Origin of the sequence: Lonepinella sp. BR2357, from assembly GCF_051851525.1 — a bacterium.
GTDB lineage: Bacteria > Pseudomonadota > Gammaproteobacteria > Enterobacterales > Pasteurellaceae > Lonepinella.
Map to the genome: position 1 here is coordinate 123,936 of NZ_JBPDVG010000001.1, position 13,436 is coordinate 137,371.

A 13,436-nucleotide genomic window follows, 5' to 3' on the forward strand; every position below is an offset into this window, starting at 1 on the left:
CGTATGCAATACGCCCCTACAATACACCCTACGATTATTAAGGTTTCAACATTATGGCAACAATGAAAGACATTGCACGGCTCGCACAGGTTTCCACCTCCACGGTGTCGCTGGTTATTAACAATGCCCCCAATGTCAGTCCAGCGATGCGATCTAAAATAATGGCGGTGGTAAACGATCTGAATTACAAACCGTCAGCCCTTGCTCGTAGTCTCAAAGTCAAAGAAACTCGTACTATCGGAATGCTCGTCACCACCAGTGATAACCCATTCTTTGCAGAAGTGGTAGCAAACGTAGAACGTTATTGTAACCGATTGAATTACAACCTGATTTTATGCAATACTGATGACGAACCACAACGCTTAGAAAAAAATATCCAAACCTTGATTCAAAAGCAAGTAGATGGTTTATTGTTAATGTGTACTGAAAGCCATTTTCAGACCCAACAAGCTAAACCGTTAAATTTAACCTTGCCTTGTGTGATTATGGACTGGTGGCCAACGGAAGTGTGTGCAGATAAAATCGTGGAAAATTCAGAACTTGGCGGCTATCTTGCGACAAAAACCTTAATTGAATATCATCATCAAAAAATTGGCATTATCACCGGTAGCCTAAAAAAGCCGTTGGCACAAAACCGTTTAAAAGGCTTTAAACAGGCGTTAAAAGAGCATAATTTGGCAATCAATAAGCAATGGATCATTGAAAGCCATTTTAATTTTAATGGTGGGATTTGGGGAATGGAGCAGTTACTTAGCCAAAAAGAACGCCCAACGGCAGTGTTTTGTTGTAGTGATACCATCGCTCTTGGTGCCTATCAAGCCTTATGGCGACAGGGTTTATCCGTGCCACAGGATATGTCGATTATCGGTTATGACAATATTTCTCTTTCTCAATATCTCAGCCCACCACTGACGACTATTCACCAACCGAAAAATCGACTGGCGGAAATGGCGGTGGATACGTTGTTACAGCGAATTAAAAACTCTGCAGAAAATTACCGCACTTTGATGTTGGAGCCGAGTTTAGTGTTACGAGAATCGGTAATAAAACGTTAATTTTTTCTTTTTTCATTTCTCTTACTGGCTTTTTTCTCATTAGTCTTAGCCTTTTTCTACTTAGAATAGTACAATGCTTGACAAGAAAATAGGAAAACAATATGAGATTAGATAAATTTTTAGCCGAACAAACCGGCCTAACCCGCTCGCAAGCCACCAAAGCCCTAAAACAAAGTGCGGTGCAAATTAATGGAGAAATTGAGAAAAGTGGGGCAAGAAAAGTGTCCTCGCAAGATGAAATTTTGTTTAATGGCGAACGTCTTGAATGGGTAGAGGGGAAACAATATTTTATGTTTAACAAGCCACAAGATGTGGTGTGTTCCAATGATGATGGAGAATATCCGACCATTTATCAATTTTTTGATTATCCGTTGGCTGGGAAATTGCACAGTGCAGGGCGGTTGGATGTGGATACCACAGGATTGGTGTTGTTGACCGATGATGGGCAGTGGTCGCACCGTATTACGTCGCCGAAACATCATTGTGAGAAAACTTATTTAGTCACCCTTGCCGATCCTGTGGAGGCCAATTATCAACAAGCCTGTGAAAGTGGCATTTTATTGCGTGGCGAGAAAGAGCCGACTAAACCAGCGAAATTAGAAATTTTAGACGATTACAACGTGAATTTAACCATTTCTGAGGGGCGTTATCATCAGGTCAAACGCATGTTTGCGGCCTTAGGGAATAAAGTGGTGGGGTTGCACCGTTGGCGAGTGGGGAATATTATTTTAGATGACGATTTAGCCGAGGGCGAATTTAGAGCCTTGACCGAACAGGAAATTTTAGGAGTCATACATGAGTAAACCTTATAAAGCCGGCGTGCTTTTTATTTTAACGCTCGGTATTTTATCCATGTTACCGCCGTTGGGAATCGATATGTATTTGCCAGCGTTTTTGAATATCGCCCAAGATCTAAAGGTGGATGCCGAGCAAGTGCCTTATACCTTGACGCTGTTTACCTTTGGCATGGCCATTGGTCAGTTATTTTGGGGACCGATTGGAGATAGTTATGGACGCAAGCCGAGTATTTTGCTTGGTATTATTGTCGGGGCATTTTCCGCTCTTGCTTTAACGGCGGTGGATTCTATTCAACATTTCACCGCACTTCGCTTTGTGCAAGGCTTTTTTGGTGCGGCTCCTGTGGTGTTAGTGGGGGCATTGTTGCGTGATTTGTTTGATAAAAATGAGCTATCAAAAATGATGTCATTAATTATGTTAATCGTGATGGTCGCTCCGCTCATTGCACCGATTTTAGGGGGATATATCGTCACCTATTTTAACTGGCACATGATTTTTTATATTATTGCCGTGGCAGGATTTTTAAGTGTGTTGCTAGTATTTTTCTTGGTACCTGAAACCCATAAAAAAGAAAATCGTGTCCCATTACGGTTAAATATTATCGCACGTAATTTTGCGACTATTTGGAAACAAAAAGAAGTGTTGGGTTATATGATTTCATCTGGCTTTGGTTTTGGTGGGATGTTTGTGTTCTTAACCCTTGGCTCCATTGTGTATATTGATTTATACGGTGTGTCGGTGGAAAACTTTGGTTATTTCTTTATGCTGAACGTTGGCGTGATGACGATTGGATCCTTTTTAAATGGACGTTTGGTGCATAAATTAGGTGCAGAGAAATTATTACAAGGCGGTTTATTGGTACAATTTATTGCCGGCATGTGGTTGATTTTAGTAGCGGTGTTTGATCTCGGATTTTGGCCAATGGCGATTGGTGTGGCGATTTTTGTCGGACAAAATGCCTTGATTTCTTCCAATGCCATGGCGTCTATTTTGGGGAAATTCCCGAATATGGCAGGCACGGCAAACTCCATTGCAGGAACGGTACGTTTTGGCTTGGGTGCGACAATCGGTTCGTTGGTGGCATTATTAAAATTAGATACAGCGAAACCGATGTTATTTTCCATGGCCGCTTGTGTGATTGTGGCCGTGTTAACCTATTATTTTTTAACTTATAAAACCCTACAAGGTCGTCAATAATGGCATTACAACGTTGTCCCGAATGTCGGCGAAAAATCAGTGAAAGTGTGGAAATTTGTCCCCATTGTGGTTTTTCTTTTAAAGAGGAAGATTTGGAAATTTATCGCCAAAAACTCGAGCAACGCCGTTTGCATAATCAACAATTAAACCGCCAGAATGTGAAAGTGCAGTTGTTTTGGTTGGTGGTGTTTGTGCTAGTGATTGCGGGAGCGGCGTGGTGGAATGGTTGATAACAAGCTAATTTAATCGGTTTAAATGACAAAGTGCGGTGGAATTTTAACAAATTTCACCGTTTTTTTATTTTTTATGCTGATATTTTAATCAAAAGTAATCGTAGTGTTAAAAAAGTGATTATTTTTATAAAAGATTGTTTTTTTAGTTCGCTTTTCTGTGTTTTTGTTGTTATTTTAGTTTTATATATTGCATATGTTCTATTTTTAAGTGTTATATTCCTTATTTTATCGGTGTTGTCGGTTATTTTTAGCATATTTAGCTTATCTATGTTTTGCATATTGGCGTTAAAACGATTAAGATTTTTACACATTATTATTTTGAGGAATCATGATTATGACAACATTAAGAAACGATCCACGAAAAGTGGCTATTGCTTCGATGGTTGGTACGGCTATCGAATTTTTTGATTATTATATCTATGCAGCAGCCGCTGTATTGGTTTTTAATACACAATTCTTTCACAGCGGTGACCCATTATCCAATGAATTACTTTCCCTTTCAACCTTAGCATTAGCCTTTTTTGCTCGTCCTATTGGTTCAGCGTTATTTGGTCACTTCGGCGATAAAATTGGTCGCAAGAAAACCCTTGTTGCTTCATTATTGTTAATGGGCTGTTCAACCGTTATGATTGGTCTTTTGCCGAATTATGAGTCTATTGGTATTTGGGCACCTGTATTGCTTTGTTTATGTCGTATTGGCCAAGGTCTTGGCTTAGGCGGTGAGTGGGGCGGTGCTGCTTTAGTGGCCACAGAAAATGCACCGGATGGCAAACGTGCTTGGTACGGCACATTCCCACAATTAGGTGCTCCGGTCGGTTTATTTTTAGCCAATAGTGCGTTCTTTACGGTGAGTTACCTTTGGGGACACCAAGCTTTGGTGGAATGGGCATGGCGTATTCCGTTTATTTCTTCTATTGTCATGGTGGTTATCGGCTTGTATGTGCGGTTAAGTTTGCATGAAAGCCAAGTGTTCCGTGAAACTGAGCAACAAGGAAAAATTCAAAAAGCACCTGTCAGTGCGGTATTTAGACATCACTTAAAACCGTTGATTTTAGGTACTTTGATTATGACGGCCACCTATGTGTTGTTCTACATTATGACCGCTTTTGCACAAGTTTATTCCAGAAGTCCGGCCAAATTATCTGACGCAGGCTATCCAATGGGCTTAGGAATTGAACCGAATGTGTTTACTGGTTTGTTGTTATTAAGTGCTATTGTATTTGGTATTTTCACTAGTATCTCAGGCATTTATGCGGATAAAATCGGTCGTCGTAAGTTTTTGATTTATGTCACTTCTGCTATGATCGTATTTGGTTTATGTATGCCAATGTTCTTATCTAATGGCACACCTTGGACCGTCTTTGCATTTTTAGTGGTAGGAATGGCATTAATGGGCTTTACTTTTGGTCCAATGGCGGCATTATTACCAGAGTTATTTCCAACCGAAGTGCGTTATTCTGGTTCTTCCTTGGCTTATAATTTTGCCTCTATTGTCGGTGCAACGGTAGCTGCCACTTTTGCGGTACAGATTAATGCCAATTATGGAATTTTGGGAGTAGGTCTTTATCTTGCCGTCAACTCCGCATTAACGCTTGTGGCATTATGGCTTTCTAAAGAAACCAAAGATATGGCGTTAGATGAAGTGTTAGCGTATTAATCCAAGGTATAACGTATCAAGAAAAATGGGGACGATAATTCGTCCCCATTTTGCTAAACTGCGGTCTTTTTTTCACTATTTTTTCTTCGCATATTTCAAACTATCAATGGCCACCGCTAAAATAATAATCGAACCTTTGATAATATATTGCCAGTAAGGATTGACTCCGATGTAGGTTAAACCGTAGTTAATGACGGTAAAGATTAATACCCCCGTCACCACACCGATAATGGTACCCACACCACCAGCGAATGATACACCACCGACTACGCACGCCGCAATAGCGTCCATTTCATACATAAAACCAAGGTTGTTAGTGGCAGAACCGATACGACCTGCTTCAAGCATACCGCCGAAAGCGTAGAATGCACCTGCAAGGGTATAGATCACTAATAAATTTGTCACCACATTGACCCCTGATACTTTTGCCGCTTCTGGGTTGCCACCAATTGCAAAGATATTTTTACCAAAACGGGTTTTATTCCAAAGTGTCCACATAATAATCGTGGCAACAATGGCATAAATCGTAATATAAGAGAGTTTAAACGAACCAAGTCGGAAAAAGCCTTGAGCGAAGTCAGAGAAACTGTCCGTAAAGCCTGCAATCGGTGAAGAACCTACCGCATCATAATAGAGCGAGTTGATCCCATAAACGATAATCATGGTACCCATGGTGGCAATAAATGGCGTTACATTTAATACTGCAATCACGAAACCGTTCAACAAACCAATTAATGCACCGATGGCACAAACCAGCAAAACAACCGCAATAATGGGCATTTCAGGTAAATCAGGGAAAACCCGATTAAGATTATCCATACCTTGTAGCATGGTGGCAGAAACCACCGCCGCTAAACCCACTTGACGACCAGCGGATAAGTCAGTCCCTTGTACCACCAACAAGCCGGCAATACCCAGTGCAATAATTAACCGTACAGAGGATTGGGTTAAAATGTTACTGAAATTTCGCAACGTCAAGAAAGTTGGATCCTGTGCAATAATTACTAAAAGCAAAATTAATAATACAAAGTAAATGGCATTTTGTTAAAAAAAATCCCACGTTTTATTGTCTTTGATAACCATAACAACCTTCCTTTTTACATCGGTTATAAATATTTCGCCGCAAGTTGTAAAATTTCTTGTTGCGACGTTTTACTTGTTTCTACAATACCGGCCACTTTGCCATTACTCATGACCAAAATACGGTCGGTTACCCCGAGCAATTCTGGCATTTCAGAGGATATCATAATGATGCCTTTGTCTTTTTGAGCAAGCTGCATAATGAGCTGGTAAATCTCAAATTTCGCTCCTACGTCAATCCCTCTAGTGGGTTCATCGAGCATTAAAATATCTGGTTGAGTAAGCAACCAACGACCAATTACCACTTTCTGTTGGTTACCACCCGAAAGGGAACCAATATTGGTTTTATGGGACGGGGTTTTCACATTCATGGCATCAATCACCCATTGGGTATCACTGCTCATTTTCTTATTGCTTAATAACCCCCATTTGCTGATATAGGATTTCATATTAGAAATCAAAGAGTTGAACTCAATACTCAGGTTAGCATAAATCCCTGTAGAACGGCGTTCTTCGGTAACGAGGGCAAAACCATTATTAATCGCATCAAGTGCGGTGCGATTTTGTACGATTTTTCCATTGAGTTTTACCGTACCGCTTTGTTGTTCACGTACACCGAAAATGGTTTCCACAATATCCGTGCGTTTCGCCCCCACTAAACCTGCCACGCCCAAAATTTCACCTTTGCGTAATTCAAAGCTGACATCTTGAATAGAGGGTTGATTTTTGGCAGTTAAATGTTCTACTTGTAAAATCACTTCTTTTGGCTGATTGGTTTTTGGTGGGAAACGTTGGGTTAATTCACGTCCAACCATCATGGCCACAATGCCGTCCATAGTCGCACCTTTAACTGGCACGGTATTAATCCATTTTCCATCACGTAAAATGGTGATTTCATCACAGATTTTGAAAATTTCATCCATTTTATGGGAAATATAAATAATGCCACAGCCCCGATCTTTTAATTTTTGGATAATTTTAAAAAGGTGTTCCACTTCTTTTTCAGAAAGGGAAGAGGTCGGTTCATCCATGATCACGATCTTGGCATGATAAGAGAACGCTTTTGCAATCTCAATCATTTGCATTTGAGAAACGGATAAATTGGCTACTTTTTCTTTGGGATCAATATCAATATCCAATTCATCAAAAATGGCTTTGGTTTCGTTGTACATTTTGGCATGATCCACGAACATGCCTTTTAATGGATAACGGCCTAACCAAAGGTTATCCATCACGCTGCGTTGACGCACTAAATTTAATTCTTGATGCACCATCGAAATCCCATTTTCAAGGGCTTCTTTTGATGTTTTGAAATTAACCGGTTGGCCTAAGAAGAGAATTTCACCCTCATCTTTGGCATAGATCCCGAATAAACATTTCAATAGGGTAGATTTTCCCGCTCCATTTTCCCCCATTAAGGCATGGACAGAGTGGGATTTGACCGCCAGATTAGCACCGTCTAACGCCTTTACCCCAGGGAAAGATTTACTAACATTGGTCATTGTGAGTAGCACTTCTTGTGTCGCCATATCTCACCTCAAATTAAATCATTAAAAACAACAGGGCTTGTGAAAAAATCACCTTGATAGCTCTCACAAGCCCTCAATATTAGACAGACTTATTTTAAGAATTTATCCAAGTTGTCTTTGTCAACACCGACATAAGGCACGCGCACTACACGGTTTTCAAGTTTAAAATCAGCACCCTCTGTTGGTTCTTTACCTTTGACCAAGTTATCTGCTAATTTCACTAACACTTTAGCTTGGTTAACACCGTCATTTAACACCGTACCAGCGACTTCGCCTTTTTTGATTAATTGCAACACTTCTGGTAAGGCATCCACACCGAATACTGGTAATTTTTTACCATGGGCTTTCACCGCTTCTAATGCCCCCATTGCCATACCGTCATTGTTAGAAATGATCACTTCAATTTCGTTTGCTTTACCACTTGAAAGCCACGCATCAGTTTTATCTTTCGCCAATGCAGCATCCCACATACCGGTATCAATAAATAATTGTTCAGTGCCGATACCTTGTTTGTTTAATTGTTCCACCACATATTTCGTACGTGCTTCTGCATCTGGGTGGCCCGGTTCACCTTTCAATAACACATATTGAATTTTGCCGTCTTTATTTAAGTCAAGGGCAGGATTGGCTTTCCATTGTTTTGCAATCAAATCTGCTTGAATTTCACCAGATTCTTTTGGATCGGTACCCACATAGTAGGCTTTGTCATAACTACCAATGGCTTTTGCACCTGGGTCTTTGTTAAAGAAAATCACTGGAATATCTTCGCCTTGGGCTTTTTTGATAATGGTTGGTGCGGCTGATGGGTCAACAAGGTTAATGGCTAAGGCTTTTACCCCTTTAGAAATTAACACATCCACTTGGTCGTTTTGAATAGATTGGGCATTTTGCGAGTCATTCATTAACAACTCAACATCTTTGAGTGGTTCTGCATTTTTAGCAATTTCTTGACGCATTAACGCCATGAAATTGTCATCATATTTGTAAATGGTTACACCAATACGGTCAGCCGCTTGTGCTGCACTGCTTGCTAAGCCTAAACCGATAGATAATGCGACTGCACTTAATACTGCTTTTTTCATAACAATGTCCTCATTAATTGATTAACTAAAATGATGAAATTACCGCAAAATTGTTTAAATAAAACACAACAACCTTGTGTAATATGACTAAGATACACTATTTTTTTTCTCAATACTGTGATCTCTCTCACACTTTTGAAAAAAAGTGTAAGCGTTTACAAAAAAATTATTGCGGATAACAACTGTCCGTAGAAAAGCGTCTGACCAATGTTGGGTTAAATTGCGTATGAATTGGCGTATCAATTTTTTCATTGACCAAACTTAACGCTAATTTAGACGCATAAGTTGCCATTAAATCAATAGGATAGCGGATAGTTGAAAGTTTTGGCACCAAATGGCTCGCAATCGGCATATCATCAAACCCGATTAAGGAAAATTGACGTGGTACATGGATATTATTTTCCGTTAGCACGGATAATGCTCCCGCTGCCATACTATCATTGTAAGCCACCACGGCGGTTAAATCCGAATGATAGCTCAATAAATCCACCATTGCCGCTTCACCTCCCTCAAAATCAGGGCTATTTTGTACGCTAGTATTTTCAATTAAGGGTAAATGATATTGTTGAAGTGCGGTTAAATAGCCTTGTTTTCTTTCTCGTTCATCATTAATTTGATGGTTTGAACCGATATAACCAATTTTACGATGTCCCAATTTTATTAATAATTCTGTACCTAAAAAGGTGCCACGTTGGTTATCCAAACTGACGCAACGGTGTTCATAACCGGCAATACAGCGGTTAATGATCACCATGCCGGGGACTTGTTCTAAATAGGCAATAAGTTCTTGATCGCTCAACCCTTTCGAATGTACAACTAAGCAGCTACAACGTTTACGCAAAAGGGTTTCAATGGCTCGGCGTTCTCGTTCTGCTTGATGATATCCCATGCCGATTAACATGGTTTTACCGTATTCATAGGCAACCTGATCTACTGCTTTGACTAAAATCGCAAAAAACGGATCAGAGACATCCGTTACCACCACACCGAGCGTATCGGTATTTTGTAAGGCCAAGGCTTGTGCATTCGCATTAGGCGAATAGCCCAAATTTTGCACCGCACTTTCTACCGCAAGGCGAGCGGTTTCACTGCAAGAGGCGTTGTTTAATACCCGAGAAACTGTCGCCACAGACACGCCTGCTTGTTTGGCTACATCACGAATGGTAATCATACTTTTCTCCCAATATAACAATGATGTAGGGGCATATTGCATACGCCCTTATGCTCGATCTGTTTTGGGCGTATGCAATACGCCCCTACATTTCGCTCCTACATTCCGCCCCACATTCAAAGATACATAATGAAAACGTTACCACTTCATTTTTGTCATTTCAACCCAAAAATACAATAAATTTTTCAAGTTTTTTTCAAAAATATGATCTACGTCACAGATTATTTCAAAAAATCTGCTATCTTATACCCAGTTAAATGTAACCGTTTCCGTTTTATCAAACGTAAGGACATATTATGAGTATTATTTTTGATCCAACTGAACATCCACATCGTCGTTATAATCCGTTGACAGACCAATGGGTGTTAGTGTCGCCCCACCGAGCCAAACGCCCATGGCAAGGGCAACAGGAAAAAGTTAACGAAGAACAAAAACCAAGTCACGATCCGAATTGTTATCTTTGCCCGAGAAATAAACGCATTACAGGCGAATTAAACCCTGATTATCAGCAGCCTTATGTGTTTAAAAATGATTTCTCTGCCTTATTAGAAGATACGCCAGCCCCTGAAACGTCTAGCGATCCGCTATTTCAGTCGGTGCAAGCTCAGGGGGAAAGTCGAGTGATTTGTTTTTCACCGGATCATAGCAAAACCTTGCCGTTATTAAGCGTGGCAGAAATTAGCCAAGTGATTAAAGTTTGGCAACAACAACTTATGGAATTAGGGCAAAAATATCAATGGGTGCAAGTGTTTGAAAATAAAGGTGCCGCTATGGGCTGTTCCAATCCCCATCCTCATGGTCAAATTTGGGCCAATAGCTTTTTGCCAAACGAAGTGGCTCGGGAAGATCAAACCCAACGCCGTTATTTGGCAGCACATCATTCGCCTATGTTATTAGACTATGCTCAACGTGAACTACAATTAAAAGAACGCATTGTGGTGGAAACTGAACATTGGTTAGCCGTGGTGCCTTATTGGGCGGTGTGGCCGTTTGAAACCCTATTAATGCCGAAAAAAGCACAAATTAAACGTTTAACCGATTTAACCGCAGAACAAGCGGACGATCTGGCGTTAGCCTTGAAAAAATTGACCACTAAATACGACAATTTATTTGAAACCAGTTTCCCTTATTCCATGGGCTTTCATGCCGCACCGTTTAATGGTGAACCCAATGATCACTGGCAATTACACGCCCATTTTTATCCGCCATTATTACGTTCTGCCACAGTGCGAAAATTTATGGTGGGCTATGAAATGCTAGGCGAAAGTCAACGAGATTTAACCGCCGAACAAGCCGCAACAAGATTACGTGAATTAAGCGAAGTACATTATAAAGAAGGAAAATAACATGATCCCTTTACCAACCGCAAAACAATTATTTGAACAAAAATTTCACCGCACTTCAGAATTAAACATCTATGCCCCAGGGCGAGTGAACATTATTGGCGAACACACCGATTACAACGACGGCTTTGTGATGCCTTGTGCGATTAACTATGGCACCGCCGTTTGTGGTGCGAAACGTGATGATCATCTGTTTAACGTGTATGCGGCGGATTTAGAAGATAGCGATCAATTTTCTTTAACGGAAGAAATCACCCCAGTCGCCGACAAAAAATGGACAGGCTATGTGCGTGGTGTGGTGAAATTTATTCAGCAACATTACCCTGAATTTAAACAAGGGGCAGACTTGGTGATCTCTGGCAATGTGCCACAATCTTCGGGTTTAAGTTCTTCCGCTGCCCTTGAAGTAGCGGTGGGGAAATTTTGCCAACAGTTAGGCAAGTTAGCGTTAACTAATACCCAAATTGCCTTAATCGGTCAAATGGCTGAAAACAAATTTGTCGGGGCAAATTGTGGCAATATGGATCAGCTTATCTCTGCCTTAGGTGAGCAAGACCATTTACTGATGATCGACTGCCGTAGCCTTGAAACCGTTTCCGTGCCAGTGCCTGAAAATATTGCCGTGATGATCGTCAACTCCCATGTGAAACATGATTTAGTCACCGGTGAATACAATACACGCCGTCAACAATGTGAACGTGCCGCCGAATTTTTTGGCGTAAAAGCCTTGCGTGATGTGTCGATTGAACAGTTTAAACAACGTGAAGCCGAACTCATTGCCTTTGATGAAGATACCGCTAAACGAGCCAGACATATTGTGACGGAAAATCAACGTGTATTAGATGCCGTTCAAGCCTTAAATCAAGGCGATATTTCTACGCTAGGCAAATTAATGGGACAATCCCATGATTCCATGCGTGATGATTTTGAGATTACCATTCCCGAAATTGATTATTTGGTGGAATTGGCCCAAGTGGCCGTGGGTGAAACTGGCGGTGCCAGAATGACTGGCGGTGGTTTTGGGGGCTGTATTGTGGTGGTCGCTCCGGTAGAAAAAGTCGAGACAGTACGTCAACTGATTGCCGACAATTATCAAAAACAAACCGGTATTAAAGAAGAATTTTATGTGTGTACTGCGTCACAAGGAGTACAGGTATGTCTGTAAGCGTTGAAACCACCAAGGTGTTGGCACCTGATAAGCACGCCTTACAGCTTGTGACCTTGACCAATCAACAAGGCATGCGAGTACAATTTATTGATTGGGGAGCCACTTGGGTATCTTGTGTCGTACCAGTGGGTGATGAAAAGCGTGAAGTATTGCTTGGTTGCAAGTTGGAAGATTATGCTAAACAAGGCGTCTATTTCGGGGCGACCATTGGGCGTTATGCCAATCGCATTGCCAACAGCCAATTTGACTATCAAGGGCAAACCATTAAACTCACCGCCAATCAAGGCTCACATCAGTTACATGGTGGGCCGATTGGCTTTGATAAACGACGTTGGCAAATCGAACAAACCGAGGAAAAGTGCGGTGAAAATGGGGTGATTTTTTCCTTAACTTCCCCTGACGGTGAGCAAGGCTTTGTAGGCACGGTTAAGGTTCAAGCAATTTATCGTTTAACCGACGATAACGCCCTGATTGCCGAATTTAAGGCCATTTCCGATCAAGATACGCCATTAAATTTAACCAATCATGCCTATTTTAATTTATATCATGCCGAACAGGGCAGTGATATTCGTGAGCATTTGTTGCAACTCAATGCGGCACAATTTGTGCCGGTGGATAGTCAAGGTATTCCCAATGCACCTTTGAAATCGGTGCAACATACTAGCTTTGATTTCCGCCAAGCAAAAGCCATTAAACAGGACTTTTTACAAGATGAGCAACAGTTGACCAAAGGTTACGATCACGCTTTTTTATTAGGCACAGGACATGAAAAAACAGGTGCGATTTTGACCGCACCTGATGGATCTTTACGTTTAACCCTGACGACCAGTCAACCGGCTTTACAGGTTTACACCGGCAATTACTTGCAAGGCACCCCGACCCGAGCCGGAGGTGAATATGCCGATTACACCGGCATTGCCCTTGAAACCCAAGCCTTGCCAGATACGCCAAACCATCCTGAATGGTGGCAATATGGGGGTATGGTGAAAGCTGGGGAAACCTATCAGCAGTGGACACGATTTCAGTTTGGTTAATCATTATTGGGTACATTGATTGTACCCAATCTTTTTTCATTTCTTTTTATTTTCACCCCCTTTTTTCTTTTTTCTCAGGTTCTGAGTAT

General features: G+C 41.1%; 12 protein-coding genes. 8 read left to right on the forward strand and 4 right to left on the reverse strand.

The annotated features are described in order from the left end of the window. Positions 1-53 precede the first annotated feature (53 nt). The 5 genes from ACTG7L_RS00560 to ACTG7L_RS00580 all read left to right on the forward strand — a co-directional run bounded on the left by ACTG7L_RS00560 (position 54) and on the right by ACTG7L_RS00580 (position 4,940). Complete coding sequence (locus tag ACTG7L_RS00560; protein ID WP_439287031.1) at positions 54-1,055, forward strand: substrate-binding domain-containing protein; 1,002 nt, start codon at positions 54-56, stop codon at positions 1,053-1,055. Positions 1,056-1,156: 101 nt separating this feature from the next. Beyond that, positions 1,157-1,858, forward strand: a complete 702-nt coding sequence (gene rsuA, locus ACTG7L_RS00565; protein ID WP_439287033.1) for a 16S rRNA pseudouridine(516) synthase RsuA — start codon at positions 1,157-1,159, stop codon at positions 1,856-1,858. Then, positions 1,851-3,050, forward strand: coding sequence for a Bcr/CflA family multidrug efflux MFS transporter (locus ACTG7L_RS00570; RefSeq protein WP_439287034.1), 1,200 nt, complete (start codon positions 1,851-1,853; stop codon positions 3,048-3,050). Before rsuA ends, ACTG7L_RS00570 begins: the two co-directional genes overlap by 8 nt. Next, the gene (locus ACTG7L_RS00575) at positions 3,050-3,280 is read left to right on the forward strand and encodes a zinc ribbon domain-containing protein (protein ID WP_439243018.1); all 231 of its coding nucleotides are present in this window, start codon (positions 3,050-3,052) and stop codon (positions 3,278-3,280) included. The genes ACTG7L_RS00570 and ACTG7L_RS00575 overlap by 1 nt, the downstream gene beginning before the upstream one ends. A gap of 331 nt (positions 3,281-3,611) precedes the next feature. Continuing rightward, a complete protein-coding gene (locus ACTG7L_RS00580; RefSeq protein ID WP_439243016.1) occupies positions 3,612-4,940 on the forward strand; it encodes an MFS transporter in 1,329 nt (442 codons plus the stop codon). 75 nt (positions 4,941-5,015) lie between these two features. Here ACTG7L_RS00580 and mglC read toward each other — a convergent pair whose 3' ends face one another. The 4 genes from mglC to ACTG7L_RS00600 all read right to left on the reverse strand — a co-directional run bounded on the left by mglC (position 5,016) and on the right by ACTG7L_RS00600 (position 9,802). Continuing rightward, positions 5,016-5,975 carry a galactose/methyl galactoside ABC transporter permease MglC gene (mglC, locus tag ACTG7L_RS00585; protein ID WP_439287166.1) on the reverse strand — a complete coding sequence of 320 codons (960 nt, stop codon included), beginning with the start codon at positions 5,973-5,975 and terminating at the stop codon, positions 5,016-5,018. A gap of 71 nt (positions 5,976-6,046) precedes the next feature. Continuing rightward, positions 6,047-7,549, reverse strand: coding sequence for a galactose/methyl galactoside ABC transporter ATP-binding protein MglA (mglA, locus tag ACTG7L_RS00590; protein WP_439243013.1), 1,503 nt, complete (start codon positions 7,547-7,549; stop codon positions 6,047-6,049). Positions 7,550-7,638: 89 nt separating this feature from the next. Then, complete coding sequence (gene mglB / locus ACTG7L_RS00595) at positions 7,639-8,631, reverse strand: galactose/glucose ABC transporter substrate-binding protein MglB (RefSeq protein WP_439243011.1); 993 nt, start codon at positions 8,629-8,631, stop codon at positions 7,639-7,641. A 166-nt stretch (positions 8,632-8,797) separates the two neighbouring features. Next, positions 8,798-9,802, reverse strand: a complete 1,005-nt coding sequence (locus tag ACTG7L_RS00600; RefSeq protein WP_439287036.1) for a substrate-binding domain-containing protein — start codon at positions 9,800-9,802, stop codon at positions 8,798-8,800. A gap of 296 nt (positions 9,803-10,098) precedes the next feature. Between ACTG7L_RS00600 and galT the strand changes: the two genes are divergently transcribed. Genes galT through galM form a run of 3 tightly spaced genes read left to right on the forward strand, consistent with a single transcriptional unit; the run spans position 10,099 to position 13,347 of the window. Next, positions 10,099-11,148 carry a galactose-1-phosphate uridylyltransferase gene (galT, locus tag ACTG7L_RS00605; RefSeq protein WP_439287038.1) on the forward strand — a complete coding sequence of 350 codons (1,050 nt, stop codon included), beginning with the start codon at positions 10,099-10,101 and terminating at the stop codon, positions 11,146-11,148. Position 11,149: 1 nt separating this feature from the next. After that, the gene (gene galK, locus ACTG7L_RS00610; RefSeq protein WP_439287040.1) at positions 11,150-12,310 is read left to right on the forward strand and encodes a galactokinase; all 1,161 of its coding nucleotides are present in this window, start codon (positions 11,150-11,152) and stop codon (positions 12,308-12,310) included. Continuing rightward, positions 12,301-13,347 (forward strand): galactose-1-epimerase, encoded by a 1,047-nt coding sequence (gene galM / locus ACTG7L_RS00615; RefSeq protein WP_439287041.1) that lies wholly within the window; start codon positions 12,301-12,303, stop codon positions 13,345-13,347. The genes galK and galM overlap by 10 nt, the downstream gene beginning before the upstream one ends. Positions 13,348-13,436: the final 89 nt, after the last annotated feature.

Coding starts and splice junctions, on each gene's coding strand:
- ACTG7L_RS00560 (WP_439287031.1), top strand. CDS start 54: ATGGCAACAATGAAAGACATTGCACGGCTCGCACAGGTTTCCACCTCC.
- rsuA (WP_439287033.1), top strand. CDS start 1,157: ATGAGATTAGATAAATTTTTAGCCGAACAAACCGGCCTAACCCGCTCG.
- ACTG7L_RS00570 (WP_439287034.1), top strand. CDS start 1,851: ATGAGTAAACCTTATAAAGCCGGCGTGCTTTTTATTTTAACGCTCGGT.
- ACTG7L_RS00575 (WP_439243018.1), top strand. CDS start 3,050: ATGGCATTACAACGTTGTCCCGAATGTCGGCGAAAAATCAGTGAAAGT.
- ACTG7L_RS00580 (WP_439243016.1), top strand. CDS start 3,612: ATGATTATGACAACATTAAGAAACGATCCACGAAAAGTGGCTATTGCT.
- mglA (WP_439243013.1), bottom strand. CDS start 7,549: ATGGCGACACAAGAAGTGCTACTCACAATGACCAATGTTAGTAAATCT.
- mglB (WP_439243011.1), bottom strand. CDS start 8,631: ATGAAAAAAGCAGTATTAAGTGCAGTCGCATTATCTATCGGTTTAGGC.
- ACTG7L_RS00600 (WP_439287036.1), bottom strand. CDS start 9,802: ATGATTACCATTCGTGATGTAGCCAAACAAGCAGGCGTGTCTGTGGCG.
- galT (WP_439287038.1), top strand. CDS start 10,099: ATGAGTATTATTTTTGATCCAACTGAACATCCACATCGTCGTTATAAT.
- galK (WP_439287040.1), top strand. CDS start 11,150: ATGATCCCTTTACCAACCGCAAAACAATTATTTGAACAAAAATTTCAC.
- galM (WP_439287041.1), top strand. CDS start 12,301: ATGTCTGTAAGCGTTGAAACCACCAAGGTGTTGGCACCTGATAAGCAC.